Annotated in this window: 16 protein-coding genes, 6 tRNA genes and 1 pseudogene; 14 read left to right on the plus strand and 9 right to left on the minus strand. The window is 60.3% G+C overall.

Going from position 1 to position 16,022, the window contains the following annotated elements; translation table 11 throughout:
• Positions 1-67 precede the first annotated feature (67 nt).
• The 5 genes from MKK04_RS03080 to MKK04_RS03100 all read left to right on the plus strand — a co-directional run bounded on the left by MKK04_RS03080 (position 68) and on the right by MKK04_RS03100 (position 511).
• Positions 68-143: transfer RNA gene (locus tag MKK04_RS03080), tRNA-Asn, on the plus strand.
• Positions 144-147: 4 nt separating this feature from the next.
• Positions 148-224: transfer RNA gene (locus MKK04_RS03085), tRNA-Pro, on the plus strand.
• A 6-nt stretch (positions 225-230) separates the two neighbouring features.
• Positions 231-306, plus strand: a tRNA-Lys gene (locus MKK04_RS03090).
• 47 nt (positions 307-353) lie between these two features.
• Positions 354-430: transfer RNA gene (locus tag MKK04_RS03095), tRNA-Pro, on the plus strand.
• 5 nt (positions 431-435) lie between these two features.
• Positions 436-511: transfer RNA gene (locus MKK04_RS03100), tRNA-Lys, on the plus strand.
• A 136-nt stretch (positions 512-647) separates the two neighbouring features.
• On the opposite strand, the gene MKK04_RS03105 is transcribed toward MKK04_RS03100, so the two are convergent.
• The 4 genes from MKK04_RS03105 to MKK04_RS03120 all read right to left on the minus strand — a co-directional run bounded on the left by MKK04_RS03105 (position 648) and on the right by MKK04_RS03120 (position 3,451).
• Positions 648-1,943, minus strand: a complete 1,296-nt coding sequence (locus MKK04_RS03105; protein WP_063911149.1) for an NAD(P)/FAD-dependent oxidoreductase — start codon at positions 1,941-1,943, stop codon at positions 648-650.
• Positions 1,944-2,027: 84 nt separating this feature from the next.
• A complete protein-coding gene (locus MKK04_RS03110; RefSeq protein ID WP_013970765.1) occupies positions 2,028-2,201 on the minus strand; it encodes a DUF3094 family protein in 174 nt (57 codons plus the stop codon).
• Between the two features lie 133 nt (positions 2,202-2,334).
• Positions 2,335-2,964 (minus strand): DUF1780 domain-containing protein, encoded by a 630-nt coding sequence (locus MKK04_RS03115; protein WP_013970766.1) that lies wholly within the window; start codon positions 2,962-2,964, stop codon positions 2,335-2,337.
• Between the two features lie 55 nt (positions 2,965-3,019).
• The gene (locus MKK04_RS03120; protein WP_241106219.1) at positions 3,020-3,451 is read right to left on the minus strand and encodes a hypothetical protein; all 432 of its coding nucleotides are present in this window, start codon (positions 3,449-3,451) and stop codon (positions 3,020-3,022) included.
• 85 nt (positions 3,452-3,536) lie between these two features.
• On the opposite strand from MKK04_RS03120, the gene MKK04_RS03125 reads away from it, so the two are divergent.
• Both MKK04_RS03125 and MKK04_RS26570 read left to right on the plus strand, forming a co-directional pair.
• Complete coding sequence (locus tag MKK04_RS03125) at positions 3,537-4,244, plus strand: energy-coupling factor ABC transporter permease (protein WP_063911151.1); 708 nt, start codon at positions 3,537-3,539, stop codon at positions 4,242-4,244.
• A gap of 256 nt (positions 4,245-4,500) precedes the next feature.
• Positions 4,501-4,572: pseudogene (locus tag MKK04_RS26570) on the plus strand (energy-coupling factor ABC transporter permease); the annotation flags it as partial.
• Positions 4,573-4,713: 141 nt separating this feature from the next.
• Here the strand turns inward: MKK04_RS26570 and yacG are convergent.
• The 4 genes from yacG to MKK04_RS03150 are packed head-to-tail and all read right to left on the minus strand — an operon-like array spanning position 4,714 to position 7,611.
• Complete coding sequence (yacG, locus tag MKK04_RS03135; RefSeq protein WP_063911152.1) at positions 4,714-4,914, minus strand: DNA gyrase inhibitor YacG; 201 nt, start codon at positions 4,912-4,914, stop codon at positions 4,714-4,716.
• On the minus strand, positions 4,911-5,534 hold the full coding sequence (gene coaE, locus MKK04_RS03140) for a dephospho-CoA kinase (RefSeq protein ID WP_063911153.1): 624 nt from the start codon (positions 5,532-5,534) through the stop codon (positions 4,911-4,913). Before coaE ends, yacG begins: the two co-directional genes overlap by 4 nt.
• Positions 5,534-6,400, minus strand: coding sequence for a prepilin peptidase (locus MKK04_RS03145; RefSeq protein WP_241106220.1), 867 nt, complete (start codon positions 6,398-6,400; stop codon positions 5,534-5,536). Before MKK04_RS03145 ends, coaE begins: the two co-directional genes overlap by 1 nt.
• 2 nt (positions 6,401-6,402) lie before the next feature.
• On the minus strand, positions 6,403-7,611 hold the full coding sequence (locus MKK04_RS03150) for a type II secretion system F family protein (protein WP_241106221.1): 1,209 nt from the start codon (positions 7,609-7,611) through the stop codon (positions 6,403-6,405).
• 216 nt (positions 7,612-7,827) lie between these two features.
• Here MKK04_RS03150 and MKK04_RS03155 point away from each other — a divergent pair, with 216 nt between their 5' ends.
• The 7 genes from MKK04_RS03155 (at position 7,828) to gabP (ending at position 14,917) form a co-directional block, all read left to right on the plus strand.
• Complete coding sequence (locus tag MKK04_RS03155; protein WP_233688113.1) at positions 7,828-8,238, plus strand: pilin; 411 nt, start codon at positions 7,828-7,830, stop codon at positions 8,236-8,238.
• Positions 8,239-8,309: 71 nt separating this feature from the next.
• Positions 8,310-8,385: transfer RNA gene (locus MKK04_RS03160), tRNA-Thr, on the plus strand.
• A gap of 161 nt (positions 8,386-8,546) precedes the next feature.
• The gene (locus MKK04_RS03165; RefSeq protein WP_241106222.1) at positions 8,547-9,869 is read left to right on the plus strand and encodes a tyrosine-type recombinase/integrase; all 1,323 of its coding nucleotides are present in this window, start codon (positions 8,547-8,549) and stop codon (positions 9,867-9,869) included.
• A 692-nt stretch (positions 9,870-10,561) separates the two neighbouring features.
• Positions 10,562-11,542, plus strand: coding sequence for an integrase domain-containing protein (locus MKK04_RS03170; RefSeq protein WP_241106784.1), 981 nt, complete (start codon positions 10,562-10,564; stop codon positions 11,540-11,542).
• Entirely contained in the window at positions 11,539-11,826 is a 288-nt protein-coding gene (locus MKK04_RS03175; RefSeq protein WP_241106223.1) for a hypothetical protein, read from the plus strand. Before MKK04_RS03170 ends, MKK04_RS03175 begins: the two co-directional genes overlap by 4 nt.
• Before the next feature lie 635 nt (positions 11,827-12,461).
• Positions 12,462-13,364, plus strand: coding sequence for a DMT family transporter (locus MKK04_RS03180; RefSeq protein WP_241106224.1), 903 nt, complete (start codon positions 12,462-12,464; stop codon positions 13,362-13,364).
• A 146-nt stretch (positions 13,365-13,510) separates the two neighbouring features.
• Positions 13,511-14,917, plus strand: coding sequence for a GABA permease (gene gabP / locus MKK04_RS03185; protein WP_241106225.1), 1,407 nt, complete (start codon positions 13,511-13,513; stop codon positions 14,915-14,917).
• Between the two features lie 43 nt (positions 14,918-14,960).
• Here gabP and MKK04_RS03190 read toward each other — a convergent pair whose 3' ends face one another.
• The gene (locus MKK04_RS03190; RefSeq protein WP_241106226.1) at positions 14,961-16,001 is read right to left on the minus strand and encodes a GlxA family transcriptional regulator; all 1,041 of its coding nucleotides are present in this window, start codon (positions 15,999-16,001) and stop codon (positions 14,961-14,963) included.
• Positions 16,002-16,022 lie beyond the last annotated feature (21 nt).

A 16,022-nucleotide genomic window follows, 5' to 3' on the forward strand; every position in this document is an offset into this window, starting at 1 on the left:
AGCGGATAGCCAAAGAGACCGAAGCTAACACAAGCTTCGAAGCTGTAAAGATGTACCGAAGTTCAGTTCCGCGATAGCTCAGTCGGTAGAGCAAATGACTGTTAATCATTGGGTCCCTGGTTCGAGTCCAGGTCGCGGAGCCAATCTCGGGGTGTAGCGCAGTCCGGTAGCGCGCCTGCTTTGGGAGCAGGATGTCAGGAGTTCGAATCCCCTCACCCCGACCATTTTCCGGGTCGTTAGCTCAGTTGGTAGAGCAGTTGGCTTTTAACCAATTGGTCGTAGGTTCGAATCCTACACGACCCACCATGTAAAAAGGGCATCTCAAGCGAGATGCCCTTTTTCTTTAAGTATCACGGGGTGTAGCGCAGTCCGGTAGCGCGCCTGCTTTGGGAGCAGGATGTCAGGAGTTCGAATCCCCTCACCCCGACCATTTCCGGGTCGTTAGCTCAGTTGGTAGAGCAGTTGGCTTTTAACCAATTGGTCGTAGGTTCGAATCCTACACGACCCACCATGAAAAAAAGGGCATCTCCAATGAGATGCCCTTTTTTTTGCCTGGCAGAATTGTGAGCCTGCATTGCGCGCGGTCGTTTGTGGGAGCGGCCTTGTATCGCGAAAGGGGCGCAAAGCGCCCCCGGCAATCTTCAGTGTCAGTGCAACTTCAACCTAGGCTCGGTACCCCGGCCAATCTTGCTACCCAGCATCATCAACGCCGTGCGGAAGAACCCGTACAACGCCATCTGGTGCATCCGGTACAGCGACACATAGAACATCCGCGCCAGCCACCCTTCAAGCTTCACGCTGCCCATCAGGTTACCCATCAGGTTGCCCACCGCCGAGAAGCGTGACAGCGACACCAGCGAACCGTAGTCCTTGTACTCATAGGTCGGCAGCGGCTTGTTCTCCAGTCGCGCCTTCAAACTCTGCGCCAGCATCGAAGCCTGCTGGTGCGCCGCCTGGGCGCGTGGCGGCACGTTGCGGTCGCTACCCGGTTGCGGGCAGGCGGCGCAGTCACCGAAGGCAAAGATGTTGTCGTCGCGGGTGGTCTGCAGGGTAGGGCGCACCACCAGCTGGTTGATGCGGTTGGTTTCCAGGCCATCGATGTCCTTGAGGAAACCCGGCGCACGGATACCTGCGGCCCACACCTTCAGGCTGGCCTGGATCACTTCACCGTCTTTGGTTTTCAGACCATCCTCGGTCACTTCACTGACGGCGGCGTTGGTCATCACCTTCACCCCGAGTTTTTCCAGGGTCTTGTGCACCGGTACGCTGATGCGCTCTGGCAGCGCCGGCAAAACGCGCGGGCCCGCCTCGATAATGGTGATGTGCATGTCCTTGGGCTGGATGCGGTCCAGGCCATAGGCCGCCAGTTCGTGCGCCGCGTGGTGCAGTTCGGCTGCCAGTTCCACACCGGTGGCACCGGCACCGACGATGGCCACGCTGATTTTCTCGCTGGCCACATCACCGGCATGGGCACGCAGGTAGTGGTTGAGCAACTGCTGGTGGAAACGCTCGGCCTGCTTGCGGGTGTCGAGGAACAGGCAGTGCTGCGCCGCGCCCAGGGTGCCGAAGTCGTTGGTGTTGGAACCCACGGCAATGACCAGGGTGTCGTAGCCCAGGGTGCGCGCAGGCAGCAGCTCGCGGCCCTCTTCATCGAGGGTGGCGGCCAGTTGAATCTGTTTGCCTTCACGGTCCAGGCCGCTCATGCGCCCCAGCTGGAAGTTGAAGTGGTTCCACTTGGCCTGGGCCACGTAGTTCAGTTCGTCTTCCGAGGAGTTCAGCGAGCCGGCGGCCACTTCGTGCAGCAGCGGTTTCCAGATGTGCGTGAGGTTGGCGTCGACCAGGGTGATTTCGGCCTGCTTGCGCTTGCCCAGGCTTTTACCCAGGCGGGTCGCCAGTTCCAGGCCGCCGGCGCCGCCGCCGACAATCACGATGCGATGAGTCATGGGGATATCTCATAAGGTTTACGGAATTCGTGGCCCCGGGGGCCGGCCGCAAACTGCACGAGGGGAGGGCGAGCGCGAAGCAGCTCATAGCACCAGTCCACTGAGCAGGCGGCTGATGAGACCCAACCCGATGGTCACGGCCACCACCAGCACAAGGAGCAGCCACGGCCGGAAGGGCCTGCGCTCGACTTGGTGCTGGGGGGCTCGCAGATACTCATCGACACGACGCTGATCTTCCGGATTCAGGCGGCTGGTCATGGTGGGGCCTCGTCAGGTAGACGTTTGTGACTGCGTAAACGCTACAGCGTTCACGCAAGCGCTTGAAACAAATGATAAGGCTTTCTATCTCTGGCGCCGAGTGTACGCCATCGCAAACACTCGCTGCAGTGGATCAAAGACTGATGCCCACATCGAAAACAATGCTGCGGCCCAGGTTGCCACGCAGGAAGTCCGGCGCGTCGGGGTGGGCGAACAGCACCCGGGCAAAGGTCGGCCCCACCAGCGACAGCGAGCGCCAGCCCTGGCGCAGGTATTCGGTGGGCGGCGGGAAGTGGGTGTTGAGGTCGAGCACTTCGCGCTTGAGGCTGGCGAAGGCAATGATGTCCAGCTCGTTCAGCTCCAGCCCGCGCTCCCGGTAGTTGTGCGCCTTCTTGCGCAAGGTCGGCGCCAGGCGCCCCAGCAGCTCGGTGGCACTGATGCGCCGCGGGCGCGCTTCGCGGCGTACCAGCTGCGCCAGGGAAAACGCACTGCGCCGGCGCTGCAGTTCTTCGCGCCATTCATCGTTGAGCCGGCGGCCCTCGTCGAGCACGAAAAACACCTCGAAAGCCGCGTCGCGGAACAGCACGTCTGGTGGTTCCTGCCCGGCCGGGGTGAAGTCCTCGCTGCGGTAGGGGATGTTCAGCCCCTGCAACAGGCGTTGGCACACCCAACGCTCCCGCTCCCACTTGCGGGCGTTGGAGAGAAAGGCATTGGCTTGCTCCGCCTGGATGGTAAGCAGGCGCAGGTAGTCTGAGTCATCCATGCAGACAAGCTTAGCCGCTAATCGATGACGATAAGATGCTGTTTGTGCGCAGAAATCAGCTCAGCACCGGCCACTGCTGCACCACCCCAAGCAGATGCACCAGGCCAAACCCCAGGCAGATCAGCGAACTGACCACAATGAAACGCCGCGAACGCCCGGTGCCCGCCAGCAACAGGGGCCCCAACAGGCCACGCATCAGGTACACCAGGGTGATCAGGCAGATGGCCGGCAGCAGCAAGGGCAGCCGTCCGATGGCCCCGGCAGCTGACAGCGCATAGGCCGACCAGGCCAGCAGCACGCAGGCGATGGCTGCCGTGATCAGCCCCGGATACCAGCGGCCCTTTTCGGCAGCCACGGCCATGCGCTCACCGGCGCCGAACAACCGGTACCAGCGCGGCCCGACGGCGATGATGGCCAGGTGAAGTACGCCGATGATGGCGTTGAGGGCTGCTGCCAGCAGCAGGGCGAGGTTGATTCCTTCCGGCATGAGCAATGCTTCCTGCATCGTATGAAGGCGCTAGCCTAGCGCAACCGAATGAAACGGAGAATGGGTGTAGACTCGCGTTATCCACATGGCTGCAAGGGGTATTCGTCAGGTGATCAGCGCGCAGGTGTTGTCCGGCACCACCCTTACGCTTGGCTGGCTGGGTTATGTGCCGTTGCTGGTCTGGGCGGTCAGCCGGGTTGGCTGGGTTGAGCTGTTCACTGACCGGCGCCGCCAGCATCTGCTGTTTGGCACGGTGTTCTGCCTGTTTGCGCTGTGGCTGGTGCGGCGCGATTTCGATACCGGGGTGTCGTACCACTTCATTGGCATGACGGCGGTCACGCTGTTGCTGGACTGGCCACTGGCGGTGCTGGGTGGGTTCATGGCCCAGCTTGGCTTGCTGGTGCTGGGGCGCCAGGACCTGGCGGCGCTGGGGGTGAATGGCTTGTTGCTGGTTGGCCTGCCGGTGCTGATAGCCGAGGCGTGCGCGATAGCGGTCGAGCGCGCCCAGCCGCGAAACCTGTTTGTGTATATCTTCTGTTCAGGGTTCTTCCCGGCGGCACTGACGGTGCTGGCCTGCCTGTCGGTCGGGCTGGGGCTGTTGTGGCTGGACGGGCGCTTCGCCATGCCGGAGTGGCTCAGCGACTTTGTCGGCTACCTGTGGCTGATGATGTTCCCCGAAGCGTTCATCAACGGCACGGTGATCAGTGCGCTGGTGGTGTTTTGCCCGGAGTGGCTGGAAACCTTCAACCGCACGCGGTATCTGCAGGCACCGTGGAAGGAGGATGAGCGGTGATTTTGTGGCGGCTGTACTGGCCCTTTCGCGGGTAAACCCGCTCCCACAGGTGCTGCACCAGCCTTGAAAGCCGTGAGGTCTCTGTGGGAGTGTTTTGCCTGGAGTGGCTGGAAACCTTCAACCGCACGCGGTATCTGCAGGCACCGTGGAAGGAGGATGAGCGGTGATTTTGTGGCGGCTGTGCTGGCCCTTTCGCGGGTAAACCCGCTCCCACAGGTGCTGCACCAGCCTTGAAAGCCGTGAGGTCTCTGTGGGAGTGTTTTGCCTGGAGTGGCTGGAAACCTTCAACCGCACGCGGTATCTGCAGGCGCCGTGGAAGGAGGATTAGCGGTGATTTTGTGGCGGCTGTGCTGGCCCTTTCGCGGGTAAACCCGCTCCCACAGGTACTGCACAAGCCTTGAAGGCCGTGAGGTCCCTGTGGGAGCGGGTTCACCCGCGAAAGGGCCCTGAAGGGCACCTTGTTATCGGCTCAATGCCGCGGCTCCAGGTCCCCCGAATACAGTTCATCCTCGGAATCTTCCGCCCCCGGAATCTTGTGCTCCTCCGCCGCCCAGGCCCCCAGGTCGATCAGCTTGCAGCGGTCCGAACAGAACGGCCGGAACGGGCTTTTCTCGTGCCATTCCACAGGTGCGCCACAGGTCGGGCAATCGACGGTCAATGGCTGGCTCATGGCTGGCCTCCTCGTAAAGTCAGGTAAAAGTGGTGCAGGCGGTCAATCTGCTCATGCAGCGCGGCCAGGTCGCCGTCATTGACCACCACATCATCGGCATGGCGCAGGCGCTCCTCGCGGGCCAGCTGGGCCTTGAGAATGGCCTGCACCTGCTCGGCGCTGGTGTTGTCACGCGCCAGGGTACGCGCCACCTGCAGCTCCTGCGGCGCATCGATCACCAGCACCCGCTGGGTTTTCTGGTGCTGCCCCGACTCAATCAGCAGCGGCGACACATACACCGCATAGGGCGACTGCGCCTTGGCCAGGTAGCTGAAAATTTCCTGCCCGATCAACGGGTGCAGCAATTGCTCCAGCCATTTGCGCTGCGCCGGGTCGGCGAAGATCAGCTGGCGCAGGGCGGCACGATCGAGTTGGCCGTCCGCCTGCAGCACGCCGGCACCGAAGCGCTCGACGATGCTGGCCAGGGCCGGGCGGCCAGGCTCGACCACCCAGCGCGCCGCCTGGTCGGCATCGACCAGGTGCACGCCAAGCTCGACGAAACGCTCGGCAGCGGCGCTCTTGCCGCTACCAATGCCGCCGGTAAGGCCGAGAATCCAGGGGGTAAAGGCCGCAGTGGTCATCAGAATCCAAGCAGTTGTGTGTATGAAGCGTATATTTCATCACCCCAGAGCACGGCAATCCACCCCGCAATCGCCAGATAAGGGCCGAACGGGATCGCCGTGCCCATGGCATGCCGGCGCAGACGCAGCAGGCACAGCCCCGCCAGCGCCCCCACCACCGACGACAGCAGCAGGGTCACCGGCAACACCTGCCAGCCACCCCAGGCCCCGATCAGCGCCATCAGCTTGAAGTCGCCATAGCCCATGCCCTCCTTGCCGGTGACCAGCTTGAACAGCCAGTACACCGTCCACAGGCTGAGGTAGCCGGCCACCGCGCCCCACAGCGCACTGGTCAGCGGGACGTAGAGGCCGAAAGCGTTGACGATCAGCCCCAGCCACAGCATTGGCAGCACCAGCACATCCGGCAGCAGCTGGTGCTCGGCATCGATCAGGCTCAGGGCCAGCAGGCACCAGGTCAGCGGCAGTGCCAGCAAGGCCTCGGGCGAAGCCCCAAAGCGCCAGGCCACCACCAGCGACAGCAGCGCGCTGGCCACCTCCACCAACGGGTAGCGCGGGCTGATGCGGGTTTTGCAGGCTGAGCAACGCCCGCGCAAGGCCAGGTAGCTGATGACCGGAATGTTCTCCCACGCGCGAATCCGATGCGCGCAATGCGGGCAGCGCGAGGCGGGTAGCCACAGGTCGAAACGCTCGTGTGGCGTGGTCGGCAACCCCAATACCTCCTGGGCCTCACGCTGCCATTGCCGCTCCAGCATGATCGGCAGGCGGTACACCAGCACATTGAGAAAGCTGCCCACCAGCAGGCCGAGCACGCCGGCCAGGGTGAGGAAGTACGCCGGCTGCTCAGCCAGTAAAGTCCATAGAGTCATGTTCAGATCAAGCTACCCAACTGGAAGATCGGCAGGTACATCGCCACCACCAGGCCGCCCACCAGCAGGCCCAGGACCAGCACGATGGCCGGCTCCAGCAGGCTGGTCAACTGGTCCAGCGCCTGGCTGACCTGTTCCTCGTAATGGCTGGCGGCTTTTTCCAGCATCTGGTCCAGCGTACCACTGGATTCCCCGATGGCCGTCAGTTGCACCAACAGTGGTGGAAACAGCGGCTCAGCGGCCATCGCCTGGTGCAGCCCCTGCCCATTGGCCATGCCCTGACGCAGCCGCAACACCGCCTGCTCATGCAGGTCGCCGCCACTGACCCTGGCCACCGTACCCAGCGCATCCAACAACGGCACCCCGGCGGCGTAGGACGTTGCCAGGCTACGCGCAAACCGCGCCAGCGCCGCCTGCCCCAGCAGCTTGCCGAACACCGGCAAACCCAGCACTTGGCGAGATATCCACAGGCGCGCTGGCGCGTGCTGCCGGTAGAGCTGGCGCATGGCAAAACCCAGTACCACGCCCATCACCAGCAACAGCGGCGCAAACCGGCTCAGCCCTGTGGACAAGTCGATCACCCATTGGGTGAAAGCCGGCAACGCCGCGTCCATGCCAGAGAACATACTCTCGAATTTCGGAATCACCTCCAGCAACAAGATCGCCGACACCCCCAGCCCGGTCAGCAACAACAGCAGCGGGTAGATCATCGCCTTGCGCACTTTCTTGTGCAGCACCCGACGCTGCTCCAGCATGCTTGCCAACTGTTCAAGCTGCCGGTCGAGCGTGCCGGACTGCTCACCCACCCGCACCAGGTTGCAGTACAACGCATCGAACCAACCCGGGTGGCGCTGCAACGCATCCGCCAGCCCCAGGCCCGCGGCCACATCCTGTTTCAGTCTCTCCAGCAACACCGCCTGCGCCGCATCGCAGCCACTGCGCCCCATCACCTCGAACGCCTGCAGCAGCGGCACCCCGGCCTTGAGCAAGGTCGCCAGCTGCCGGCTGAACCCCGCCGGGTCGGCTTTCTCCCGGCGTTTCGGCAAACTGCACGTCAGCCCGCCGGCAGGCCGCAAGCCGGCTACCCTGATGCCCTGGCGGATCAGCCCGGCGCGCACATAGGCCGGGCTGCGCCCGGGTGTTTGGCCGCTGACCGGCGTGCCGTTGGCGTCGGTGCCGTGCCAGGTGTAGAGGCGTGTGGATGGGGTCATGCAAAGGTCCTTTTCCTGCCCGTGCGACAAGCCTGGAAACAGCTTGCCGCGTCCATGCAAGGGCGCGCGTCCGTGATGCTCACTAGAGTAGTTCAGCGAAGACGACGCCCAAGCAGGCAGGGGTGACAAAAGGTGTCTGTTCAGGCCTACTGCGCCGCTGCCAGCCGGGGTCGAGCCTGACCTCAACGAGTACGCGTATCAAAAAGGAAAACGTTCATGAAAGGGCAACGCGGTATCACCCTGATCGAACTGATGATCGTCGTCGCGATCATCGGCATTCTGGCGACCATCGCCTTACCGATGTACACCAACCACCAGTCACGCTCCAAGGCCGCGGCCGGGTTGCTGGAGATCAGCGCGCTGAAGACGGCGATGGACCTGCGGTTGAATGACGGCAAGGATGTGGCGGATGTGGCCGCGCTGGGTGGCCAGCCGGCGACGGCACACTGTGCGATCACGGCTAGCGGCAAGGCGGCGGATGGCACTGGGAGCATCGTTTGCACGCTGGTGGATGCGCCGGCGACTGTGCTGGGCAAGGCACTGACCCTGACGCGTTCGGCTAGCGGCTGGGCGTGCACGACCGACATTGAAGAAGACCTGGCGCCGAACGGGTGCAAGGCGCCCTGAGGGTAGGGCAATAAGTCAGGGGAAACAGGGGTTTGCGTAACGGGTGCGAGCAGTGGTACGTTGCGCTACACGCCGGTGTAGCTCAGTCGGTAGAGCAGCGCACTCGTAACGCGAAGGTCGCAGGTTCGATTCCTGTCTCCGGCACCAGTTCAGGTTCCAGCGAAGGCTACCAATATCTCTGTAATCCCCGTAAAACCCGCCTTCTGGCGGGTTTTTTCGTTATGGCGCTCCGTCGGAATCCGACAGCTGCCAGCCGATTTAGGGGTAACGTTTGGGATAAAGTCGATTCGATAAAGGGGTTTACCCTTATGGCTCGTACTACTGCTCCCCTGACCGACACCGCATGCCGATCGGCCAAACCTACTGACCGCCCCTACAAGCTTTTCGACGGTGACGGTCTTTACCTCCTCGTTTACCCCAATGGCCGAAAAGGCTGGCGCTTCCGGTATGTGAAACCGGATGGGCGCGAGGGGCTGACCTCGTTTGGTAACTATCCCGTCATCGGGCTTGCAGATGCTCGGCAGAAGCGTCTGGAGACTAAGCGGATCCTGGCTGAAGGCATAGATCCGATTGCGTCCAAGCAGCAGGCCAAGGTCGAGGCGGTTGTCAGAGGCCACACATTCGAACGCGTTGCCTTGGACTGGCATAAGGAAATGTCCGTGAAGTGGGCGCCTGGCCATTCGAGGACCGTGCTGAGTCGTTTGAAGACTCACGTATTTCCGCTGCTAGGCGCACGCGCCATTGTTGATCTGGATACCTTCGACCTCATGCAGCCACTGGAAGTGATTAAGAAACGCGGCACGATTGATGTGGCCTTAAGGGTACAAAACTACCTTCAGAGCATCATGCGTGAGGCTAAGCGGCAGCGGCTGATCACGGTGAATCCTGCATATGACCTTGAGGGCTTCATCAGCGCGCCACGGGTTACGCACCGACCTGCACTTCCGCTGTCACGTCTGCCTGAGTTGATGGACCGCATCGAGCACTACAAAGGACGCACGCTCACTCGGCTGACAGTCATGCTGTCGCTGCATGTATTCGTACGCTCCAGCGAATTGCGCTTCGCACGTTGGAGTGAGTTCGACCTGAAACGCGGTATATGGGAGATACCTGACACGCGGCCCGCGTTGGACGGCGTACCGTATTCGACCAGAGGAACGAAGATGGCGGGCGACATCCACCTAGTTCCTCTGTCACCGCAAGCGGTGGCGTTGCTCGAACAAATTCATGCGATCACGGGGTACTTCGATCTGGTATTCACCAGTGACGCCCGCTCGTGGAAGCCAATGTCCGAGAACACGGTCAACAGCGCTTTGCGGAAAATGGGTTACGACACCAAGACCGAAATCTGCGGGCATGGCTTCCGGTCCATGGCTTGCAGTGCCTTGGTCGAATCCGGGCTGTGGTCAGAGACGGCTATTGAGCGGCAGATGAGTCACAGAGAGCGCAACAACGTTCGGGAGGCGTACATCCACAAGGCAGAGTTCCTGGAGGAACGGCGAATGATCATGAGTTGGTGGAGCCGTTACCTCGAAGCGAACCGGCAGGAGCATATCTCGCCGCATGAGTTCGCGAATGAGACCGGTGCAAACGTTTCTAGCCTAAGAGCAAGGCGTGGCGCAGTCGAGTGAGCGCGCGGCTTTGAAATTTCGGTGATCCGCTTTCCATGCGGGTCCATCCAAACAGAGCCTTCAAGGTCACGCCGCTCCTGCGGTGGTTCTACCCAAGGGCGATTCGCATCCGGCAGCTCGCCCGGTCACTACCCATGTGATGGATGCTCTTCTACATATGGCCCTCGTGCGCCAGACACACCTTACCTCGCTGTCCTGCAGCAACCTATTCGCTTGGCCGAGTCTTGCGCCAACCTGCGCCCGTCTCTTTCTCCTGGAAAGAGACGGGCGCTTCTAACACTGCTGCAGCCCTCATTGCACTTGGCTTTGCGGCTTCTCAACTCGTGACAATCGGCGTGACAAACGCCGATGTCACCAGCAACAGCCATGTAGATGATGGTGCCGCAGCCCAGGGAATGGACTGCACCTGACTGACAGTCAGGCGTGCCCCGGTCATCGCATTGCTGCTTGCACTTGGCTCAGGATCTCGCGGCACTGGTCTCGTCAGCCAATGCAGCCTCCACCCGCCCACCGGTAACGGTGCTCAGGAGGCCAGATCATGAGATGCCCTTGCTCTTGGTCGTAAGGAGCCGCCGTCCCGCGTTAGAGGACATCCCCACAGGTCGCAGGGGCCTTGATCCCTGATAACACTCAGCATTCTTGGCGGGATGACGTGGGGCGAGGATCGGAGATCGAAAGATGAGGTGAGCGATATGGGACTGGTGGGTAAACGCGATGGCCGCAATTTCGGCTACGGCAGGCAATTGAGTTACGCAGGGCCGCAGGCGCTGAAAGACATGTTCGGCGGCGGCCACTACGGCACGGTCAAGGCGCACTGTGATCGGTGGCAGGCATTCGTGAAGTGGTGCCGCTCCGAACAGGGACCGGGTATCAACGATGCGCGGCAAATTGATCGGAAGGTATTGGCGGACTATGCGGCGTACCTGCGCGACGTGGTTAGGCGCGGTGACCTCGCTGTCAGCACCGCACAAAACCGGTTATGCAGCGTTAACAGGACCATGGCGGCGCTTCGCGGTGATCAGTGTGTGAAATTGCCAAGCCCGAGCAAGGCGTTGGGTATGCAGCGCACCGGAATTCGCCACACTGTGCCGCAGGGCCAAGACCGCGAACAGGTTAAACAAATAGTCGACGCGCTTTGCAGCCAACACCAAATGCGGGCCGCCGCGATTGTTCTGCTGGCGCGAGCCACCGGCATGCGCTTGCGTGAGGCCATCTTGGCTGACCTGCCGCGGCTAAGCCGCGAGGCTAACGACCTAGGCAGGATAAACATTCAGGACGGCACCAAAGGTGGCCGCGCCGGTGCCTCAGCGCCACGTTGGATTGCGGTGGACGGCCATATTCGAGGTGCGCTTAGGTTCGCACAGCAGGTGTCGCCTGCAGTTAGCCACAACCTAATTGCGCCACACGAAAGCTATCTGAATGTTCTGCAAGAAGTCATTCGCCCTGCGCGGGCCATCCTGCATGCACACAACCTCAGAGGATTCCATGAGCTACGAGCGGCATACGCTTGTGAGCGCTATGAGCAAATCACCCAACACCGCACGCCTATCAATGACGGCCACTTTTGCCAGGTAGATAGGACCCTTGATCGTGAGGCCCGGAGGCAAATCAGCTATGAGCTTGGGCACGGTCGAATCGACGTGGTGGGTGCCTACATTGGAGGACGCACATGAGCAAGACATTCGATATGGAATTGTTCTTGGCCGGCGCGCTGACTGGATCGCACGCGACGCGGCAACGGCATTTGCGGCAGGCGATGTTTATCCAAGCTGAAATCGCAGAACGCTGGCAGATAGAGACACCTTGGAATTGGCAGAGGAAGCATGTGGCTTGGTTTCTTGAACACCGAGTAGCTGGGCGATGCGCGGTGACTCGGTACTACTACCTGCTAACGGTGCGGCTGCTAGCTCGTCGTTTAGAAAAGCCGTGGATCTTCAAATTCCAAGCTGAGATCTGATCGATTTTCACGACTGACCGCTTTGGACCCAGGCTGTGTGAAAACCTTTGGCGCGATCCGGCTGGTTAGAAAACAACCAAAATTTCGCGCTTCTACGCGAATTCTGGGTTAGCTGAATAGCCAAGCTTTTACAGATTTCACGTACGCTCGCGCTTTTCAAAGAACCGTCAGTGTTTCCGCATAGCTTCGATCCAAAGCGGTCATTGGCGAGACCCTTGATTTACTCAGTTTTCGAAGGAAGTCGTGACCTTGAGAAGACGCGTTACCAGCGAATGGTCCCATCACGTCGCCTGCTTTGCGGCTAAAACCGTTTCTTCAGTGCTCACTCGATTTGGGTGACTCGCACACTGGCGGCGTATGACATAAATAATGTCCTATTTTGACAAGATCCTGTCTTACCCGAAGGGTTGATCAAGCCATCCACCATCAATAATTCACATAACGGCTCGCTTCGCGCCACAGGCCAGCTGTTGCAGTTTCGCGAGTAAGCAGCCTCGTCTTACAACTCCAATGCTGCGGCGCCCCTTGCACCGGCAATCCGGTAGCACTCCTATAAAAATAGAACCTATTACGTATCTAACGCCGCGCCGCGCCGCGCGGAACGCGCTCGCGCGCTTATTGAAGACTTGACTGCCATGATCGCTACTTCTGCTTCTAGCGCCGGTGTTTCCACCGGTCATCGTAATGCTTTGCTCTGCGCACACGTCGCTGCGGTGCTCTTTGGGCTTACTGGTATCCTCGGGGCGTTGATTCTCGCCGATGCCAGCGTAATCACTTTCGGCCGGGCAGCATTTGCCTTCATTGCCCTTGGTTTTGTTGCTGGTCTCAAAGGCACTCGTTTGTTGGACGCCCTGAGCTGGCGCAACTTACCGGTTATTGGCCTCACTGGCACCTTATTGGCCGCCCACTGGGTTACGTTCTTCATTGCTGTGAAAGTGGGGGGCGTAGCAGTGGCTACTCTTGGCTTCGCCAGCTTCCCCGCGTTCATCGCTCTCATAGACTTGCTCCTGTTTCGTGAGCGAATCGGGAAAACCGAAAGCGTCCTGCTGCTGATCGTGACAGCCGGGCTGGTGTTGGTGGTTCCTTCGTTCGACCTGCTCGACAAGGGCACAGTCGGTTTGGTCTGGGGATTGGCTTCGGGGTTGTCATTCGCTCTGCTGGCGGTGGCTAACCGTCGCCACACGTCGGGTATGAACGCCTTGCAGATCGCATTCTGGCAGAACGTGGTGGTGGCCGCGCTGATGGTGCCATTTGCGTTCAGCCACCTCGCCGACGCCAGCCTGCGGGCTGATGACTGGGTTAACCTAGCGCTGCTGGGAATTTTCTGCACCGGGCTTTCACAATTTCTTTTCGTCAAGAGTCTGGATGGCCTGCAGGCGCGCACGGCTGGGATGATCATCGCGCTGGAGCCGGTGTATGCCATCGCCTGTGCTTGGTGGCTGTTTGGCGAACAGCCTTCGCTGCGCATGTGCGCTGGAGCAGCGCTGGTGGTGCTGGCCACTGTACTGAGCGCCCGCTGCAAATCATCCTCCCACTGACGCTGTGTAGCCCAGGGATATGTCCGGCTCACTCCATTTGGTGTCCGAACCAGTCAATTGAGCCCTGTTTTCGCTCTCTATGGTTAGGCGGTGACGTGCCCTGGCACTGCACCCTACCCATAACAAGAGCAAAAGCAGGGACCATAATGACTATGACGACGTCTGGGAAAGCCAGCGATCAGTTGGCGCAGGGATTCAAGCCTCGACATGTGACTATGTTGTCGATTGCCGGTGTGATCGGCGCGGGTTTATTCGTAGGTTCCGGACAAGCGATCGCTGCGGCAGGTCCGGCAGCGATCATTGCCTATGCGCTTGCTGGCGCTCTCGTAGTGCTGGTAATGCGCATGCTAGGCGAGATGGCGGTGGCGAGTCCTGACACCGGTTCCTTTTCCACTTATGCAGATCGTGCAATCGGGCACTGGGCCGGTTTCACCATTGGCTGGCTGTATTGGTGGTTCTGGGTGCTGGTGATTCCGATCGAGGCGATTGCTGCCGGCGTCGTGCTCAACAACTGGTTTCCCGGGGTTCAACCCTGGTGCTTCGCGTTGTCGATGACAGTGCTACTCACCGCCACAAACCTGTTCAGCGTGGCCAAGTACGGTGAGTTCGAATTCTGGTTCGCAATGCTCAAGGTGATCGCGATCGTCGCCTTCATCGCACTTGGCGGATTCGCTTTGGCAGGGGCACTGCCGGCACGCGAGGTCAGCGGTCTGGCAAGTCTGATGAGCGCCCATGGTGGTTTCATGCCTAATGGCTGGACGGCCATCATTGGTGCCTTGCTCACCACCATGTTCAGCTACCTCGGCACCGAAGCGGTCACTATTGCCGCTTCCGAATCTGCCGACCCCGCCCGAAATATCGCCAAGGCGACACGCTCGGTGATCTGGCGGATAAGCGTGTTCTACCTGCTTTCCATCTTCATCATCATATCGGTGGTGCCATGGAATGATCCGCTGCTGCCACTTCATGGTTCCTATCAACGGGCATTGGAGATCATGAACATTCCCTATGCCAAGCTGATGGTAGACATTGTGGTGTTAGTGGCGGTGGCCAGCTGCCTGAACTCGTCGATCTACATCGCTTCGCGCATGTTGTTCTCTCTTGCCAAGCGCGGAGATGCACCGGCTGCCGTAGGCCGTACTTCGGGAGCCGGTGTACCACGGGCTGCCGTGATAGGCAGCACACTGATTGGCATGGTGACCACCATCATCAACTACTTCGCACCTTCCGAGGTGTTTGCATTTCTGTTGGCCAGTTCGGGGTCAATTGCTCTGCTGGTATATCTCGCCATCGCTTTCTCACAGCTACGCATGCGAGCCGTGCTGGAGAAGCAGAACCAAGCTACTGCCTTCAAGATGTGGCTCTACCCATGGCTTACCTATGGGGTGATTGGCTTCATCATTTTCGCCTTGGGCGTGATGTTCGTGATGCCCCAACATCGATTGGAGGTATCGCTAACCATCGGCTTGGCCTTGGTGATCCTGGTAATAGGTGTGATCAACAGCCGGCGCCATGGGCAGGTGATGCCGCTGTCGACGACAGAAGCTGCGTGACATGGAAAGCCCGTTTGCAGAACGTCTGCGCGCGGGCTCTACGTCAACTGGGTTCGCGCTGCATGCTTTTCACGCAGGTAAAGCGTTTTTCTTTTGAAGGACTGTACCCGAAGAACGACGCATAACACTTGCTGAAGTGGCTTGCAGAGACGAACCCGCACGCCACGGCAACGCCCAACAGAGGCAGGTCGGAATACTGCAGCAGCCGTCGGCTTTCGGTGATGCGTAGCTCCAGGTAGTAGCGCACAGGAGTAGTCCCCAGCTGATGCTGGAACAAGCGTCCGATCTGGCGCTTCGAGCGACCTACGTATTCGGCTATCTGATCCTGGCTCAGGGGCTCTTCGATATTCGCGGCCATCAGGCTGATCGCTTCACGTAGCGGCTCACTGATGTTGGTGTGTGGGGCCGGGACAGTACGCCGGTAGCGGGACGCCTCGAAAGCCAGGATAGCGGTAACGCCATCGGTCAACGCCGTGCCTCTTCTTTGTCCCAACCACTCAAGCACCATGTTGAACGCGCCTGCAGGACTCGCCGCGCTCAAGCGGTCACGGTCGACGACGAAGCTGTCTGTGCTTACGTGACTGTGATGGGCGATTTCTGCTACGGCCCCACGGTGCTCCGGATGAACCGCGCAGCGGTAGCCGTCAAGCAACCCCGATTGCCCCAGGAACCAGGCGCCGTTCCACAGTCCGGCCAATGCAACTCCCTTTCTTGCCAGGCCCTGCAGACAAGCGCTCAAGTCAGCGGAAGCTACCAGCGCGGTACGCAGGCCACCGCAAATCACCAGCAAATCCAAGGGTAGCTTGAGGCTTTTCTCCCATGATGCTGCTGGAGAGATATCGATACCCAGGTCACTGATTACTGACTGGCCGTCCAAGCTGAAGGTGGTACTCACACAGGTTTCTGGCTGAATCAGATTGGCAGTAACCAGAGTGTCCAGGGCCTGAGTAAACGCCAACAGCGAGAAGTGCTCGAGCAAGAGAAAGCCCACGCGCGTCTGTTGATGGGTGGGCTGTTCGACCGAGTGGGTGAAACGCGAATTGTGCCCATTCAGGGCATTGCTGAAGCTACGAGTCGGACGCAACGGTGTTTCTCTTTGATCATG

Source organism: Pseudomonas sp. LS.1a, assembly GCF_022533585.1.
Classification (GTDB): Bacteria; Pseudomonadota; Gammaproteobacteria; order Pseudomonadales; family Pseudomonadaceae; genus Aquipseudomonas.

Bases quoted from the DNA above. Each gene is read 5' to 3' on its own strand.
- MKK04_RS03175 (WP_241106223.1), top strand. From the start codon at position 11,539: ATGAGCAAGACATTCGATATGGAATTGTTCTTGGCCGGCGCGCTGACT.
- MKK04_RS03105 (WP_063911149.1), bottom strand. From the start codon at position 1,943: ATGACTCATCGCATCGTGATTGTCGGCGGCGGCGCCGGCGGCCTGGAA.
- MKK04_RS03165 (WP_241106222.1), top strand. From the start codon at position 8,547: ATGGCTCGTACTACTGCTCCCCTGACCGACACCGCATGCCGATCGGCC.
- MKK04_RS03110 (WP_013970765.1), bottom strand. From the start codon at position 2,201: ATGACCAGCCGCCTGAATCCGGAAGATCAGCGTCGTGTCGATGAGTAT.
- MKK04_RS03125 (WP_063911151.1), top strand. From the start codon at position 3,537: ATGGCTGCAAGGGGTATTCGTCAGGTGATCAGCGCGCAGGTGTTGTCC.
- MKK04_RS03170 (WP_241106784.1), top strand. From the start codon at position 10,562: ATGGGACTGGTGGGTAAACGCGATGGCCGCAATTTCGGCTACGGCAGG.
- MKK04_RS03155 (WP_233688113.1), top strand. From the start codon at position 7,828: ATGAAAGGGCAACGCGGTATCACCCTGATCGAACTGATGATCGTCGTC.
- MKK04_RS03145 (WP_241106220.1), bottom strand. From the start codon at position 6,400: ATGACTCTATGGACTTTACTGGCTGAGCAGCCGGCGTACTTCCTCACC.
- gabP (WP_241106225.1), top strand. From the start codon at position 13,511: ATGACTATGACGACGTCTGGGAAAGCCAGCGATCAGTTGGCGCAGGGA.
- MKK04_RS03180 (WP_241106224.1), top strand. From the start codon at position 12,462: ATGATCGCTACTTCTGCTTCTAGCGCCGGTGTTTCCACCGGTCATCGT.
- MKK04_RS03115 (WP_013970766.1), bottom strand. From the start codon at position 2,964: ATGGATGACTCAGACTACCTGCGCCTGCTTACCATCCAGGCGGAGCAA.
- MKK04_RS03120 (WP_241106219.1), bottom strand. From the start codon at position 3,451: ATGCCGGAAGGAATCAACCTCGCCCTGCTGCTGGCAGCAGCCCTCAAC.
- MKK04_RS03150 (WP_241106221.1), bottom strand. From the start codon at position 7,611: ATGACCCCATCCACACGCCTCTACACCTGGCACGGCACCGACGCCAAC.
- yacG (WP_063911152.1), bottom strand. From the start codon at position 4,914: ATGAGCCAGCCATTGACCGTCGATTGCCCGACCTGTGGCGCACCTGTG.
- coaE (WP_063911153.1), bottom strand. From the start codon at position 5,534: ATGACCACTGCGGCCTTTACCCCCTGGATTCTCGGCCTTACCGGCGGC.